Genomic DNA, 15,890 nt, shown 5'->3' on the forward strand with positions numbered 1-15,890 from the left:
CCGCCGAGGAGTGACGCCCGTCGCCATTGAGGAGTGGCGACCGTCGACGCCAGCGTGGTGATGCCCGTCGTCGAGGGATACTGCTCGGTCCGGAACGCGATCTCAATACGCGTACTCGATCCGAACCGTCCCCGACGGATCCCGGAGGATCACGGTGTCGCCGTCGTTGTTCCAGACGGCCGAGTCGGCGTCCCAGTACAGTTCGGTCCCGGAGTCCGTGCCTGCGCCGGAGTAAACGGTCACCCGGTCCCCCGGTTCGAGGACGACACCCTCGGGAACCGTGTACGTGTTCCCGGCCGCGTCGGCGAGGGTCCACCCGTCGAGTGCTACCGGCTCATCGCCGCGGTTCTCGAGAACGATGAACTCTCCGTTGCGGTTCTCGTGGTCGTTGCCGGGCGCGTCCGCGGTGACCGACGCGACCGCGATCCCATCGTCCGTCGTGGTGGTTCCGCCACCGGTCTCGTATCCCCAGACGCCGAGGCCGTCATCACGGGCAGCCGCCTCCGCGGATCGGTAGGCGGACCGCTCCGTGAACGGCGTGTCGTACAGTCGGGCGTATCCGCGGTCGATCAGTCGGCGGTTGAACGAGACCTCCGTCGTGTCGTTCTGCGAGACGTACACCAGCAGCCGGCCGTAGCTCCCGCGAGCGTCCGCGTTCGGGTCGGTCTCGATGTACACCTCCTCGCCGTCGAGGCGGTCCTTCGCGTACGCGCTCGCCCGATCGGCCCAGCCGGACAGCCACGCCCGGCCGTCGGCGTCGTCGGGGATCGACTCCCACTCGTCGGGTGAGACCGACCCGGTTCCCGTCTCCGGCGTGTCGACACCGAGCAGTCGGATCGTATCGCGTGTCCCGTCCGGGAGCCGAACGTGCATCGTGTCGCCGTCGACCACCTCGGTGACCGTCACGGTCGTGCCGGCGGCGGCGTCGAACTCGGCGGTCGCGGTCGAGGCCGGTCGGTCGGCGCCACCGCCGTCACCGCCCGGCAGCGACGGAACAGCGGCGATCGCCGGACCCCCGACGATCGCGGCGACCGCGATCAGGCCGACGAGGAGGACGACGCCGACGCCAGCCGCGACCTCAAGCTCCCCACGATCACGGTCTGGCGTCGCTCCCGGATCGGGATCGGAACCGGAGTCGGGGGTGGAAGCGACGCCGGACCGATTCGTGTGCATCACGAGTGATGACTCGGCGACGCGCCCTAATCGTTTCCCATCCGAGCGTGAGTGAGTGGGTGTCTAGCTGAAGAGCGCGGATAGGTGGCTGAAGAGCGCGGACGCGTTGCCGAGGAAGATGCGTTGTCGAGGAGGATGCTGACCGGCACGGACGCATCGCTGGGGACGCGATCGTCGAAAAACCGCGATCGAGCCGTCGCCGTCAGCGCGGCGACGCTATTGGATGTGGCCTTCCTCGCGCAGCTGGTCCGCCTCGCTCTTCTCGTAGCGCCAGGCGATGTCGGCCTTCTCGTCCTGCCAGTCCCACGGTTCCACGAGGACGATGTCCCCCTCGCGGATCCAGATGCGCTTTTGCATCCGGCCGGGGATACGGGCGGTTCGCTCCGTGCCGTCTGCACAGCGAACGGTGACGCGATTCGCTCCGAGCATGTTCGTGACCTCGGCGAACACCTCGTCCTCGTCGGGCATTCTGAGGTCACGTCGGCCCTCGCCGTCGTCGCTCATGGACCCCGGTTCGATCCGTCGCGGTTTAAACCCGCCGGACGCCGGCTGGCCCGGAGGCTGACGTGGAGGGCTGTGGAGACGGCCTACTGGTCCTGCAACTGCTCGCGGCCGGGCGCGATGAGCCGATCGAGGGCGTCCGCGAGGGCGGATTTCGCGTCGGCCGGGTGGAGCTCACCGGACTCGAGGTCGGCCTCGAGGGCGTCGTAGGCCCCGTACTCGAGGTCGCCGCCGTACTCGTCGGGGCGCTCGACGACGACGCTGTCGAAGCGGGGGAAGACGTGGTACTCGAAGATCTGGAGGACGGGATTCTCCCGCTCGCGGCCCTCGTCGTCGGGGTCGGGATCGGCTGTGGGCGGACAGTACGCCTTGTTCACCTTCTCCTCGATCTCCGCCGTGGTGTCCTCCATCGAGATGGTGACGCCGGTGCTCGAGGACATCTTCCCGATCCCGGAGGCGAGATCGGCGATGAGCGGCGTGTGCAGGCTCGTCGGCGGCGTGCGGTCGATGCTCGGCAGGACGTCCCGCGCGAGCATATGGACCTTCCGCTGTTCCATCCCGCCGACCGCCAGATCGACGCCGAGGTACGGAATGTCGAGCGCCTGCATCAAGGGATAGACGGCCTGGGAGACCTTCACGGAGTCGCCGGACTTGATCTCGGCCATCGCCCGCTCGGCGCGCGCGAGCGTAGTCTCGAGCTCCAGGGCGTGCAGGTCCAGGGTGTAGTCGTCCTCGAGCTGGAAGTCCGACCCGAGCACGAACTGCGTCTTGTCGGCGTCGAGGCCGTAGGCGATGAACTGGTCGCGCATCCGCTCGGCGGTCCGGCGGATCGCCTCGAAGGACCCCTTGTCGTTGAGGTAGGCGTGAACGTCCGCCAGGAGGACGGTGACCTCGAAGCCGGCCTCCTGAAGGTCGATCAGCTTGTTCGCGGTCAGCATATGCCCGATGTGGAGGACGCCCGAGGGCTCGTAGCCGACGTATGCCCGCTTCCCGTCGGGGTCGTCGGCCAGCGCCTCGATCTCCTCCTCCGTGACCACCTCGGCGGCGTTCCGGGTGATCAGCTCGTAGGCGTCCATACACGCTCGGTCGGGAACCGTTCGGATATGCCTTCTGAAAGCGCGTTCGAGCCCGGGCAGGATCGAGGTCGGACGAACCGCAGTCCGGCAAACCGTGATCGGGTGTCCACCGATCCGGGACTCGCCGATGAACGGAAATACGTCCGTCCCGGATCGGGATGTATGACCGACCCGATCGTTGGCGGACTACACACCCAGGAGACGATCGCGGCGCGCGTCGACGACGGAACCGCGCCCGACTGGGTGGCCGACCACTGGCGGACGTTCCGTGAGGGACTGCTCGGCGAGCGGAACGGGTCCCCGTTCCCGTGCTACTTCGGCGCGCGCTCGGTGGAGGCGGGTGCACCCCTCTACACCGCCGTCGACTCGATGACCGATCCGGCGGCGCTGGTGGATCTGGGCCGAACGCTGCAGGCGTATCTCGACGTCTATCCGGAGTACGACGACCACGCCTCGCTGGTGACGTTCTTCAAACCGCCGGACCGACCGCTGTCGGAGGCCGCCTATCACGAGCACCTCTGGAACGTCCTCCAGTTCCTCCACGTCCACGACCCCGACCCGTGGCCAGACGGGATCCCGACCGATCCCGACGACCCCTACTGGGAGTTCTGTTTCGCCGGCGAGCCGATCTTTCCGACGTGTCGGGCACCGTTTTATGCGGACCGCAAGAGCCGGTACTGCCCGATCGGCCTCGAGATCACCTTCCAGCCACGAGCCCTCTTCGAGGAGCTGGACGTCACTGCCGACACCGAGAAGGGCGACCGTGCCCGCGAGATCATCCAGGACCGGCTCGCCGACTACGACGGCGTCTGTCCGCACGCCGATCTGGGCGACTGGGGCCACGAGGGCGACCGCGAGTGGCCCCAGTATATGCTCTCGTCCGACGAGGACCAGGCTCCATCGGAGCCGCCGATCGCGATCAGCCGCGAGCATCCCAAGTCGACGCGACTGCTCGAGGCGGATCCGGTGACCCCGTCGATTCCGTTGGAGGCGCAGCGATGACCGACGATCGGGGATCGACGGGAGCGGCGAACGGAGATCGCGGAACCGGGCCACGGGACCACGGAGCCGGGGCACGGAACCACGAAACCGGGCCACGGAACGGCGACGCCCCCGTCCTCGTGCTCGTCGACTTCCAGCGCGGGTTCGACGAACCCGGCTGGGGCGCCCGCAACAACCCCGACGCCGAGGCGAACGCGCGGACGCTGCTTGCGGCCTGGCGCGAGGCCGATCTGCCGGTCGTACACGTGCGCCACGACTCGACTGAACCGGACTCGCCGCTCCGTGGGGATCGTCCCGGGTTCGCGTTCAAGGAGGGCTTCGAGCCCGCCGACGACGAACGCGAACACCTCGTCACGAAGCGGGTCAACGGCGCGTTCGTCGGGACCGACCTCGAGGAGTGGCTCCGCGAGCACGGCCACGAACGGCTCGTGGTCTGCGGGCTCACCACCGACCACTGCGTCTCGACGACGACGCGGATGGCCGAGAACCGCGGCTTCACGGTGACCGTCGTTCGGGACGCGACCGCGAGCTTCGACCGCGACCTCGACGGCGAGTCGTTCGACGCCGACCTCGTCCACCGGACCGCGTTGGCACACCTCAAGGGCGAGTTCGCCCGGATCGAGACGGCGGCGTCGGTTCGAGAACGGGCGATCGACCACGGCTCGGGGTCGGCCTGATCCCGGACCGGACCGTTCCCGGATCGGACTGCTCCCGGAGGGACTGCTTGATCCCGGGGGACTGCTCCCGAATCGGCATCGATCGGGTTTTACTATTAAGGGTGTTTAAGGAATACGCTTATATACTATCCGAGTGTCGTTTTCTCACGTGAGAAAGGAGACAAAAGGACTCCTACGAGTCATAAATGACTGAATCGTTTGATTGGTGAGTGGCGAAGGGAACCGATGGAGGAGAGGTGATCGACCACGGGACGAACGAAAGAGACGGAAGACCGACGACCGCCCGAGACGTACCGGCCGCCGACCCACGACGCCTGATGGCCAGACACACAGCGAGGTCCCGAGACACGTCCGCACTGCCAGTCTGCACCGGGATCGCCCGCCGACCGGCCCCGCTCCAACCGATCCGCCGTCTCAGCCGACGGTGGTGCCACGCGCAAAATCGCCGCTGGCTCCACGACGACACGGGGGCTCGGCGGGGCGACCCCGCTCAGACACGTTTCTGCTCGTTCATATCGCCCGTTCGGCCTGACGACCCGACAACCCGACGACCGACGTCGCCGCTGACCTGACGACCCGACGTCGCCGCTGACCTGACGACCCGACGACCGGCGCCGCCGCCCTCACGACCGCTCGGCCCGGTGCTCGGAGATGATCTGATCGACGAGTTCGCTCTGTTGCTGGCGTTCCCGCTCGCGTGCCCGTCGTTCCCAGTCGTCGATGGCGGCCTCGACGTCGCTCTCACGGGCGACCGCGAGGTCGTCGATCTCCTGTAGGGCGACGTCGTCGGCCGGCGCGACCGGGACCGACTCCTCGAAGAGGACGGCGTCGGCCGCCTCCGAGAGCGTCCCCTTCTTCAGGACGATCCGGGGCTCCGTCTCCGCCAGCAGCGCGGCAGTCTGTCGGCCCGCACCGGAGGCATCCCGGAGGTAGACCACGTCGCCGGCGGCGAGGCCGTATTCGCGGTCGGCGGTCTCGATCGCGTCGCGGGTGAACTGCTCGACCGCCTTGACGGCCACGAGGTCGCGCCCCGCCGCGACGTCGGCGAAGTCGGAGTGGTCGAGCTTCCAGAGCGCCTTGAGCCGCTCGAGCTTCTCGGCGAGGCGGTCGGCGCGCTCGCGAGCCTCGTCGCGCTCGCGCTCGAGCCGGGAGACCGCGCGCTCGAGCCGGGAGACCGCGCGCCGCTCGCGGGCCTCGATCCGCTCCTGGCGTTTGGCCTCGGAGAGCTCGGTCTCGAGGTCCTCGATCCGGTCGTCGCGGTCGTCGAGTTTGTCGGTCAGGTCGTCGACGTGCCCCTCGAGTCGCTCGACGCGGTCGCGGAGCCGGCGTATCTCGCGTTCCTCCTCGGTGCGTTCGGGTTCGGCGTCGGCGTCGCCGCCACCTCCGTCCCCCTCGTCTGCAGACCCCTCACCGCCCCCGCTACCCGCATCGTCGCGGAGATCGTCGATGACCGTCTCGACCGACTCCTCGCCCGACACGACGCGGGCGATCACGGCCTCCCGGTCGAGCCGTGGCGGGGTCTTCTCGGCGATCCGGTCGAACTGGTCGGCGTGGTCGTCGAGCGCGTACAGGGCCGCCGCCAGCGCGTCCCGCTCGTGGTCGTTGTCGGTCTCGAACTCCCGGGTTCGGTGGAGCTTCTCGTCGACCGGGAGGTCGCTGTCGGGGATCCACCCGGCCGCGTCGAACGAGCGCCGGATCGACTCGACGGTGTCGGGCATCGGCTCGACGTCGGCCGCGACGATGGCCGGGCGGCCGCGCTCGATCACCCACTCGATGACTTCGGCGGTGTCGGCGGTTCTGGTGGAGTAGACGTCGTGGACCGTCCCGTCGAGGCCGACCACGGCCGCCGCGGTCGTCGTGCCGGGATCGATCCCGACGATCACGTGGTCGCGCCGCTGCACGAGCGGTTCGTAGGCGATCCCGTCACGGCGCTCGCGTTCGACCTCGACGCGGACGTCGCCCGCCCGGGAGTTCGAGACGGGGATGTCCTCGGGGCGGGCGTCGACCGTGAAGACGGCGTTGGCGTAGCCGCCGTACTTCTCGGTCACCTCGCGGTCGTACTCAAGGTTCGCCGACCGGAGCTCCGACTCGACCTGCCGGCTCCGCTTTTTCACGTTGCCGTGGATCCGGCGGGTGTACCGGTCCTGGCTCCACCCGCCCTTGCCGGTCGATCGACCGCGAGCGACCTTCACGGTGGTCTCGTCCGTGAACGCCGTCACCTCGTGGCCGACGTTGGCCGCCGCGAGCCGGGCGGCCGCCTCCGCCTCCGCCATCGGGTCGGAGTCGTAGGGGATGCCGTGGCGAGAGGCCACCCGCGAGAGGGGTTCGGGCCGCTCGGCGCCAGTTACCTGCACGAGCCGGGTCCCGTCCGGTAACGACCGGAGGAGCTGGACGAGCTCGCCCGTGTCGGCCGCCAGCTCGTAGGCGTTGTCGGTGGCGATCCGGGCCGGCTCGCGGTCGTCGATCAGCCGGAGGAGCTTGCGAAGGGAGACGACGTCGCGGTCGACCCGAGCGATCGGTCCATCGACGTCGGGACGCTCCGCCTCCGGCACCGCGTCCTCCTCGGCTGCGGACAGCGGGGTGAGGGTGACGAGCGCGTACGCGGGAGCGTCCCCGCGGACGTCGCCGCTTTGGACGTCGACTCCGAACACCGGACGGTCGAGGGCGCGAACGGTCCGGGCAGTCACGCCCGGCGGTAGGCGATCGACGGATAAATACTCCACGGCGAGGGGGATCGACGCTGACCGGGAGTCGGCGGACCGGTTCCAGTACGCCGTGTTCGATGAGTGATGGATCGGCGACGAATGGCTGTTTGCTGGATCGGCGACGAATGGCTGTTTGCTGGATCGGCGACGAATGGCTGTTTGCCGGATCGGCGACGAATGGCTGTTTGCCGGATCGGCGACGAATGGCTGTTTGCTGGGTCGTGATCGACGATCTCGACGATCGGTGGCTCAGTCGTCCGCGGCGTCCGGATACGGAACGTCGATCGTCCGGCCATCACCTGGAACGAAACACTCGCCGGCAAAGGCCTCGCGGGCCTCCCGTTCGATCGCCGAGGCGTCGCCGGCGTACCGCGAGGAGACGTGTATCAGCGCGAGCCGCGCCACGCCGGCGCGGTCGGCGATCTCGGCGGCTTCACGGCCGGTCGAGTGGGCAGTTTTGCGCGCGCGATCCGCCATATCGTCGGCAAAGGTGGCGTCGTGGACCAGCAGGTCCGCGTCCGCGGCGACCTCGACGGTGCGCTCCTGTGGACGGGTGTCGGCGGTGTAGACGATGCGACGGCCGGGACGAGGCGGACCGACGACCTGCTTGGGACGGACCACGGTGCCGTCCTCGAGTTCGATGGGCTCGCCCTCGTGGAGCCGGCCGAACTTCGGCCCAACGGGAACACCCAGCTCCTCGGCCTTCGGTCGATCGAACCGCCCCGGCCGGTCGTCCTCCTCGAGGACGTACCCCTGTGAGCGCGTGCCGTGTGACGTCTCGAAGGCGCGGACTGCATACTCGTCGGCGTCGAGCGCGACGGTTCCGGGTGCGACCTCGGAGAACCGCACCTGAAAGGCGGGGTCGTGACCCGCGGCGTGAACGAGGTCGTGGAGGTGTCGGGTCGTGTTCGGCGGGCAGTGGATCGTCAGGGGCTCGGTGCGATCGTTGAAGTCCATCGTCTGGATCAGGCCGGGAAGTCCGAGGACGTGGTCACCGTGGAGGTGTGAGATGAAGATATGGTCGACGGTGAACCCGGTGCCGAACCGCATCATCTGGCGTTGGGTCCCCTCGCCGCAGTCGAAGAGCAACCGATCGCCATCGCGGTTGCAGAACACGGCGCTTGGGGCTCGTTCGGTGGTCGGGACGGCGCCGCCGGTCCCGAGGAAGGTCACGCGCAAGGACATACCGTCAGGTGCGGGCGGCGCTTATAAACCGGTGTCGAAAGGGGGGCTGGCGGACGCCGCCGACCGGTCGACTGGATCACTGCCACCGATCGGCCGACCGGGCCACTGCCACCGATCGACCCCACCGATCGACCGATTCTTGACCGCGGGTCCCCGAGGACCCGGTAATGGACGGACCGCTGTGGACGAGCCGGCACGCGCCCGACCTTGCGGAGATCCGGCAGGTCGAGGCCAGGGAGCGGTTCGATCGCGCGCTCAGCGAGCCGATGAACCTGGTGGTGCAGGGGCCGCCAGGGGTCGGCAAGACGGCCGCGACCCGAGCACTCGCCCGCGAGGCGCACGCCGATCCCGACAACGACCTGATCGAGATCAACGTCGCCGACTTCTTCGGGCGGACCAAAAAGGAGATTCGAACCGACCCGCGTTTCGAGTCGTTCCTGGCGGGGCGCAGCGGGATGGCGAAGCGCGACATGATAAACCGCGTGCTCACGGAGTCAGCCGCCTACGCGCCGATGAGTGGCGACTACAAGACGATCGTCCTCGACAACGCCGAGGCGATCCGCGAGGACTTCCAGCAGGCGCTGCGGCGCGTGATGGAACGGCACCACCGGACGACGCAGTTCGTGATCACGACCCGCCAGCCGACGAAGCTCATCCCGCCGATCCGATCGCGGTGTTTCCCGATCCGGCTGCGCGCGCCGACGATCGACGAGACGATCGACGTGCTCGCGACGATCTGCGACCGCGAGGACGTCGACTACGACGACGACGGCCTCGAGTTCGTCGCCAGCGCCGCGGGTGGTGACCTCCGGCGAGCGATCCTCTCCGCGCAGGCGACCACGGTCGAGGGTGGGGAGGTGACGATGTCGACCGCCTACGAGACGCTCGGGGAGATCGGCCACGACGAGGCGATCCGCGAGGCGCTCGCGGCCGCCGTGGACGGTGACCTCGCCGACGCCCGGAGCACGCTCGGCGACCTGCTTGACGACGAGGGGTACGACGGCCCGGGCCTCCTCCGCGAGATCCTCCGGGTGGCCCGCGCCGGATCGACGTACGGCGGGGCGGAGCTCGCACGCCTCCACACGCTTGCCGGCGACGTCGACCTGCAGCTCGCCGAGGGGCTCGACGACCAGCTCCACCTCACGCACCTGCTCGCCGCGTGGGCGGCCGGCCGGGAGACGATCGCGGTCGATCTCCGGGACCCGGAGGCGACGAGCACGGCGGCCTGAGAAGTCGGCGAGCACGGCGGCCTGAGGAGTTGGCCGTTCGGCGGCCTGAGCGTTCGGCGTTCGTGGCCCGACGGTTCGGGGCGGTGTAGCGGCCTGAAAGCGTATCAGAAGTGCTACAGAGGGAGCATCACTCGAACGGGTTATCCGAAGTGGTGAGACGAGTGAGTTCGGGAATCCCGTCAAATCCGTCGTCGAAGCTGTACAGATGGTCGATCCCCTCACGCTGCATCGTTGCGACGATGACGGCATCAGTCAACGAGAGCGATTCGTACCGTCGAAACACCGATCGACCGGCGTTAAAATCCGCTTTCGAGGTCTGCAGAAGTGAGAATCCGCTGCTCTCGATGAGCGCATCAAGAGTCTCGATAGCCACGTCGTGTCCCGCTCTCGCCTGAAGATAATTGATGACTTCCTCGAGAACGTCGCTCAGGACGTATGCCGTCGGGAGGGTCCCGTGATCTATCGCGCCCGCGATCGCGGTCCCCCGCTCGTGGTTCTGGTCGCGTAAGAGACGGGCAGCGATGAGGACGTTCGCATCAACGACGACCGTCGACATCACGAGTCTCCAGCGATGAGATCGTGGTCCTCCGCGGCGTCGGTTGGTTCACCGATGTCAACCGGGTCCAACCGCGAAAACGCGCCGTAGCGCTGTTTGACGAGTTCGACCGAGATCGTCCCGTCCTCGTCCACGTGCCAGCGGAGTTTGTCACCCGCTTCGACGCCGGCGGCTTGACGTACCGCCGCCGGAACCGTGATCGAGTAGCTCTCGTTGACCGTCGTTTCGTTCTCGATCTCGTGGGACATATCCGGGTGTACGCGGCACCTACGAAAGTAATTTGCCCCCAAATTATTCGAACCGTCGTCCGTTCATCCCACCGTGAGTCGCTCAAAAAGACCGGCACGGACTTCGTGCCGAGCACGGGGGCGATCTCGGAGGTATATCGATCGATGCGCTCAACGATCTCACCAGCCATTCGGGATCGTAACTGGCGCAGTCGGCTATCCGCGCTGGACTCCGCCGTCGACGCCGGTGCCGACGTTGATCGACGGGGAGACAGACACACACCGGGTGTCGAGTGTATATGGAGTATTTCAACCGTTTGAGGCCGAAACGACCGTTGTACGTACGCGCAGAATCGGTGTTTCCATTCCGAAGTAGGAGACACACACCGGGTGTCGAGTGTAAGTGGATACAGATAGCCACAGGTAGTGCGAAGATCGGATCACGAACTCTGAAACAGGGACATGGACCACCGATCTCCGTTGAGGCAGAGAACAGGATCTCAAGCGAAACCCTCGGGATCAAGCCTGAGGAGATCTAAAGAATTCGAGAACACTCACTAACTCAGTCGTGTGATATAACGGATATTACCTCTGGTATAGAAAGGTTCATACTATATTGGATAACGCGATCGTACCAGTCATCCTCCAAGACAGCCATACCGGCAGCGCCGGCGGCGAAATCAAATACGGCTTGGATGTGTATCAGCAGCCAGTACAAGTTTGGGAAGCCAATACAACGGTGTGAGATACTGGGGTGTATGCGGACTGTTTCGTGAGATCTTCGCTGCTGGCCACACCAGTGAGCAATGAACTCGAGTTCCAGAGATGCTTGCTTCGTTTCCAGAGTCACCACTCATCGACCCGTCGATCCAGAAATACACACGACGCACGGTGTGTCTATATCCAAGTCGACGGTTAATTCGATCCAATATCAATATCCTCTTTTTATAGCTTAAAGAGCGTAAATACGTGACTATACACTCGACAGTTGGTGTCTACAAAACACATATATTTATATACTACACCGACCGTCGTGTGTAACAAGAGACGACTCCTTTGGGAGTCGATCGCATCTATGACCAACGAGAATCACAGTTCACTCGACTCTATCTGGCAAAGCGAGGATCCGATCTTCGCCAACAAGGAACTCCTCGATATCGAACACATTCCCAACGAGGAACGGATCATCGGCCGGGAGGACGAAATATCCAGCCTCGCCAACAGCATTCATCCCGCGATACGCGGCGGAAAACCCCGAAACACACTCATCTACGGGAAGACGGGTACCGGAAAGAGTCTCGTCGCGAAGCACGTCACACATAGTGCTGAGGAGTTCGCTCGTGACCGTGACACGAAACTCGATCGTGCCTACATCGACTGTACGCAGGCGACGACGGAAACGCAAGTCGTCATCACGCTCGCACGATCGTTCAACCGACCGGAGACGACGGACATCACGATCCCCTTGTCCGGATTGTCGACCAACGCGTACTACGACCGACTGTGGAACATCCTCGAAACGCTCCACGATGTCGTCATCATCATTCTGGATGAGGTTGACAAATTGCAAGGGAACAACGTGTTGATGCAACTGTCTCGAGCAGGAGAAGCAGGCAAGCTCGAAACGTGTAAGGTCGGCATCCTCGCGATCAGCAACAAGATCTCATTTAAGGATTCGCTGGACGAACGCGTCTTGAGCAGCCTCCAGGAACGCGAGTTCATCTTCCCACCGTACGATGCGAATCAACTCCGCGAGATCATGCGACATCGGGAGGATGCCTTTCGCGAGGACACCCTCAACGATGACGTGATTCCGCTCGCGGCCGCCTTCGCCGCACAGGAACACGGTGACGCGCGGAAGGCGCTCGATATTCTCCGAAACGCCGGCGAACTCGCCAAGGAGGACGAGAGTGACGTCGTTCGGGAGAATCACGTCCGAAACGCCCGCCAAAAGGCGGATATCGACCGATTCTCCAAACTCCTACAGGACCAGCCAACCCAATCGAAAGCGGCAGTATACGCACTCTCACTGCTTGCGGACGCGAACAACGAGGAGGAGTTCCCAACACGCCAAATATACGAACAGTACGAACAGCTCACCGACTCCCTCGACATTGATTCACTCTCGCAGCGCCGAATGGTTGATCGGTTGAACGAACAGGCGTTCCTCGACATTCTCGGCGTCACCGATCGAGTCGGCCGGGGACGTGGCAAGGGGATCACGAACCGTTACTATCTCCTCGAGGACCCGACCGTGGTCCAGACGGCGATCGAATCCGATCCACGCTTTTCACCCGTCAACTAGTACCTACCGTTACACTCGACAGGTGGTGTGTGACTCATCAGGTCTTTGGTCTGACATGGTAGATCCGTAATCAGTATTTACACGGTAGAGGGATTAAAACGTCCGTTAAACCAGATATACACTCGACACGTGGTGTTCGAATATCGGCAGCAGCGACCAACGCAAGGGTAGCTCTAGCCGTCTACGTCAACCCGTATGTGTCCGCGTTACACTCGACAGGTGGTGTGTGTGTCTTCGATCGACAAGCTGTTGATCGACGCCCTATCGGCCTGGTTGTCGTAGGTTTCGTCGATACACTCGACAGTCGGTGTGGTATATCACGAATAAACCGACCCGTCACCCGCAGCGACCCCCGGTCTTTTGACCGATGCGGCGCGTAAGTCGATCCACCGTGACCTTCGACCGATCGACCACGCCACAAGCCGGTTCGGATGCCCCTCCGTCGGAACCTCGGTCGGACGCCCGGCCGCCGCTGGCCCGCCTTCTGCCGTTCCCGGTCGTCGACGACGCCTGGCGACTCGCCCGGCCGCCGGCGCTGCTCGGCGCGGCGTTGCTCGTCTTCGTCCCGCCCGCGGGGGCCATCCTCCTCGCGCTCGCGCTCGGGGTTCTGTGGTTCCATCGCGACCCTCCGCGATCGCCGCCGGATCCCGATGGGGTGACCGAGCCGAGTGAGGCGACGGACTCAAACGGGTCGAGGGACCCGGATGCGGTCACCGCCGTCTCACCTGCTGACGGGACGGTATCGGTGGTCCGTGAGGAGGGCGACCGCCTGCGCGTCGGGGTCTTCATGAACGTCACCGACGTCCACGTGAACCGCGCGCCCCTGTCGGGGACGGTGGAGGCGGTCCGCCACCGACCCGGCGCTTATAAACCCGCCTTCAGCAAGGACTCCGACCGGAACGAGCAGGTCGTGATCGACTGCGGCGACTACGAGCTGTTCTGCATCGCCGGCTGGTTCGCGCGCCGGATCCACCCCCACGTCTCCGTCGGCGACGAGATCGATCGGGGGCAACGCGTGGCCCACGTCTCCTTCGGCTCGCGCGCCGACGTGTTGTTTCCGCCGTCGGTGGACCGGTCGGACCTGTGCGTCCGGGAGGGCGAGACGGTTCGGGCCGGCGAGACCGTGCTGGCGCGGACGTGAACACGTCACGCGGGACGTCCTAGACGTACCCGTCGATCATCCCCTCGACGTACTTCGCGATCACGTCGACCTCCAGGTGGACCGGGTCGCCGGGGTCCTTCTCCGAGAGCGTCGTGAGCTCGTAGGTGGTCGGGATGATCGCCACGTCGAAGGCGTCCTCACGGCGGTCCGCGACCGTGAGTGAGATCCCGTCGAGGGCGACCGAGCCCTTTTGAACCACGTATCGTGCGTGGTCGTCGGGGAGCGCGAACGTGAACCGCCAGTCCTCGCCGACGGGCTCGATGGCCTCGACGGTCGCGACCGTGTCGACGTGGCCCTGGACGAGGTGGCCGTCGAAGCGCCCGTCGGCCGGCATCGCGCGCTCGACGTTGACGACGTCGCCGACGCCGAGGGCGCCGAGGTACGTCTTCGCGACCGTCTCGCTCGCGAGGAACACCTCGAAGACGCCGACGTCGTCGCCGGCGCCGGCGTCCGCGGAGCGATCGAGGTCCGTCGCCGTCTCGGGGTCCGCAACGCGCACGTCGTCCCCGTACGCCTCGACCGTCAGGCAGACACCGCTGACGCTTATCGACTGGCCGTGATACAGCTCCGAGAGGCCGGAAGCGGCGATCGCAAGCCGGCGCCCGTCCGCGGTCTCCTCGACGCCGACCACCTCGCCGGCGGTCTCGACGATCCCGGTGAACATAGCGTCGCTTCGGACGGGCGAGTCAAGTGGTTGTCGCGTCGCGTCCCTTTTAAGCCGTCGTGGGATACCGATCGACGATGCGACTCGGCCTCCTCGACACGATCGGCCTCGCGACCACGCTTATCTTCGCGATTCCGGTGGCCAACTACGGTGTGATGCGCGCCCTCGACGGCGAGATGGTCGTCGGCGTCGCGATGGTCGGGATCGCGGTCGCGATGGTCGTCCTCCCGCAGTACTTTCTGGATCCCGAGCGGATCCTCCGCGGGCTCCTGGCGGGGCTGCTCCCCAGCCGGCTCCGAGCGGCCGGGAGCGACGACCCCGAGGAGCCGGCCGCGGGAAGCGTCGATCGGGCCGACGTCGACGGGTCGTCCGAGGAGTGACGGGATCGATGGCCGACGTAACGGAGACTCGGTGCAGTCACCACTCCGCGATCGCCGTCTCGACCCGAGACTGGAACGACGCGGCACGGTCGGTCAGATCGGCGATCATCGCCAACACGGGGTAGGTCGCCTCGCAGTCGACGTAGAGGTATCGTGGAACGTCCCGGGTTTCGCCCGGAACGCGAAGATCGCGGCGCTGACGGCGGATGGCCGCCTGTCGTCCCTGTGCGACCGCCTCACACCGGTCGCGCAACGTCCCCGCCCGGGCGTGGTATGCCTCGAGCGCGCCGAAGCCGATGCCGTCGACGTCGACGTTCACCAGGTCATCGACGTCGCGGGCCAGCTCCGGGAGCCGGGTTCCGAGTTCGTCGAGAGAGGTCGCCTCCGCATCGAGCGTGTCGAGCAGATCCGCGCGGCGGTCGCGACGAACGCCGGCAATGCGCCCGAGCTCCCGCTTGATCGCGGGATCGAAGGCGGTCCCGGTGGTGAGCGTGACGGACAGTTCGCGCCCGAACTCCGCCGCGAGGCTTTCGGGATAGGTGTCGTCGTAGTCGGCGGCGTAGTGGGGGACGCTCATCACCGTCTCCTCGTAGGCGTCACGCACCGCGCACAGCCCGGGCGTGGCGGCCGACGTGCCGGCATCGCCGACGAGGTGCGTTGGCGCCGAGGTCCGAGTCGTCTCCCGCGGATCGATCTCGGCGAGCCGCTTTCGAAAGACATCGAAGGCCTGCCGTTCGTCGACGACGCGGCGGCGCTCGGCGCGCACCGTCCGTCGAAGGGTCGCGAGTCGTGTTTGAACGCCGTCGGCCGTCGATCCCGCCGCCTCGGATCCCATACGCGCTCCCGCGGTCGCCACCACTGTAATCGTTTATAAGAGATCGCTATACGACCCCGAAGGTGACGGGACCGATACGTATCTGTCCGGATCGCTATATAGGTCCCCGGAGATCGATGGACGGGTTGGGTCACCTCAACGCATCACGGGACCCGTCCGATCGGTTCCGATCCATATATATCAATCATATTATGATTAATATGCGGTCGACGG

General features: G+C 65.9%; 15 protein-coding genes. 6 read left to right on the top strand and 9 right to left on the bottom strand.

From position 1 onward, the window contains the following. Positions 1-102 precede the first annotated feature (102 nt). The 3 genes from OQF70_RS01355 to OQF70_RS01365 all read right to left on the bottom strand — a co-directional run bounded on the left by OQF70_RS01355 (position 103) and on the right by OQF70_RS01365 (position 2,750). Positions 103-1,173 carry a lamin tail domain-containing protein gene (locus tag OQF70_RS01355; RefSeq protein WP_280535421.1) on the bottom strand — a complete coding sequence of 357 codons (1,071 nt, stop codon included), beginning with the start codon at positions 1,171-1,173 and terminating at the stop codon, positions 103-105. 216 nt (positions 1,174-1,389) lie between these two features. Then, a complete protein-coding gene (gene eif1A / locus OQF70_RS01360) occupies positions 1,390-1,677 on the bottom strand; it encodes a translation initiation factor eIF-1A (RefSeq protein WP_092817510.1) in 288 nt (95 codons plus the stop codon). A gap of 83 nt (positions 1,678-1,760) precedes the next feature. Beyond that, on the bottom strand, positions 1,761-2,750 hold the full coding sequence (locus OQF70_RS01365; protein WP_280535422.1) for a tyrosine--tRNA ligase: 990 nt from the start codon (positions 2,748-2,750) through the stop codon (positions 1,761-1,763). 162 nt (positions 2,751-2,912) lie between these two features. On the opposite strand from OQF70_RS01365, the gene OQF70_RS01370 reads away from it, so the two are divergent. Both OQF70_RS01370 and OQF70_RS01375 read left to right on the top strand, forming a co-directional pair. Then, on the top strand, positions 2,913-3,752 hold the full coding sequence (locus OQF70_RS01370; RefSeq protein ID WP_280535423.1) for a YqcI/YcgG family protein: 840 nt from the start codon (positions 2,913-2,915) through the stop codon (positions 3,750-3,752). Then, positions 3,749-4,429 (top strand): cysteine hydrolase family protein, encoded by a 681-nt coding sequence (locus OQF70_RS01375; RefSeq protein ID WP_280535424.1) that lies wholly within the window; start codon positions 3,749-3,751, stop codon positions 4,427-4,429. Before OQF70_RS01370 ends, OQF70_RS01375 begins: the two co-directional genes overlap by 4 nt. A 623-nt stretch (positions 4,430-5,052) precedes the next feature. On the opposite strand, the gene OQF70_RS01380 is transcribed toward OQF70_RS01375, so the two are convergent. Continuing rightward, positions 5,053-7,116: a DUF460 domain-containing protein gene (locus OQF70_RS01380; RefSeq protein ID WP_280535425.1), complete on the bottom strand. Its 2,064-nt coding sequence runs from the start codon at positions 7,114-7,116 to the stop codon at positions 5,053-5,055. A 267-nt stretch (positions 7,117-7,383) separates the two neighbouring features. Further along, positions 7,384-8,319 carry a ribonuclease Z gene (gene rnz, locus OQF70_RS01385; RefSeq protein ID WP_280535426.1) on the bottom strand — a complete coding sequence of 312 codons (936 nt, stop codon included), beginning with the start codon at positions 8,317-8,319 and terminating at the stop codon, positions 7,384-7,386. 167 nt (positions 8,320-8,486) lie between these two features. Here rnz and OQF70_RS01390 point away from each other — a divergent pair, with 167 nt between their 5' ends. After that, positions 8,487-9,548 carry an AAA family ATPase gene (locus tag OQF70_RS01390; RefSeq protein ID WP_280535427.1) on the top strand — a complete coding sequence of 354 codons (1,062 nt, stop codon included), beginning with the start codon at positions 8,487-8,489 and terminating at the stop codon, positions 9,546-9,548. A gap of 127 nt (positions 9,549-9,675) precedes the next feature. On the opposite strand, the gene OQF70_RS01395 is transcribed toward OQF70_RS01390, so the two are convergent. Both OQF70_RS01395 and OQF70_RS01400 read right to left on the bottom strand, forming a co-directional pair. Further along, a complete protein-coding gene (locus tag OQF70_RS01395; RefSeq protein WP_280535428.1) occupies positions 9,676-10,104 on the bottom strand; it encodes a PIN domain-containing protein in 429 nt (142 codons plus the stop codon). Further along, entirely contained in the window at positions 10,104-10,352 is a 249-nt protein-coding gene (locus tag OQF70_RS01400; protein WP_280535429.1) for an AbrB/MazE/SpoVT family DNA-binding domain-containing protein, read from the bottom strand. Before OQF70_RS01400 ends, OQF70_RS01395 begins: the two co-directional genes overlap by 1 nt. Before the next feature lie 1,054 nt (positions 10,353-11,406). Between OQF70_RS01400 and OQF70_RS01405 the strand changes: the two genes are divergently transcribed. Together OQF70_RS01405 and OQF70_RS01410 are read left to right on the top strand one after the other, a co-directional pair. After that, complete coding sequence (locus OQF70_RS01405; protein WP_280535430.1) at positions 11,407-12,636, top strand: orc1/cdc6 family replication initiation protein; 1,230 nt, start codon at positions 11,407-11,409, stop codon at positions 12,634-12,636. A gap of 367 nt (positions 12,637-13,003) precedes the next feature. Then, the gene (locus OQF70_RS01410; protein ID WP_280535431.1) at positions 13,004-13,777 is read left to right on the top strand and encodes a phosphatidylserine decarboxylase; all 774 of its coding nucleotides are present in this window, start codon (positions 13,004-13,006) and stop codon (positions 13,775-13,777) included. Between the two features lie 19 nt (positions 13,778-13,796). Here OQF70_RS01410 and OQF70_RS01415 read toward each other — a convergent pair whose 3' ends face one another. Continuing rightward, on the bottom strand, positions 13,797-14,462 hold the full coding sequence (locus OQF70_RS01415; protein ID WP_280535432.1) for a riboflavin synthase: 666 nt from the start codon (positions 14,460-14,462) through the stop codon (positions 13,797-13,799). A gap of 77 nt (positions 14,463-14,539) precedes the next feature. Here OQF70_RS01415 and OQF70_RS01420 point away from each other — a divergent pair, with 77 nt between their 5' ends. Continuing rightward, positions 14,540-14,842 carry a hypothetical protein gene (locus tag OQF70_RS01420; protein WP_280535433.1) on the top strand — a complete coding sequence of 101 codons (303 nt, stop codon included), beginning with the start codon at positions 14,540-14,542 and terminating at the stop codon, positions 14,840-14,842. A 37-nt stretch (positions 14,843-14,879) separates the two neighbouring features. Here the strand turns inward: OQF70_RS01420 and OQF70_RS01425 are convergent, their stop codons facing one another. Next, entirely contained in the window at positions 14,880-15,677 is a 798-nt protein-coding gene (locus tag OQF70_RS01425; RefSeq protein WP_280535434.1) for a hypothetical protein, read from the bottom strand. Between the last annotated feature and the right edge of the window lie 213 nt (positions 15,678-15,890).

The sequence above is a fragment of the Halopenitus sp. POP-27 genome, from assembly GCF_029889855.1.
GTDB classification, from domain to species: Archaea; Halobacteriota; Halobacteria; order Halobacteriales; family Haloferacaceae; genus Halopenitus; species Halopenitus malekzadehii.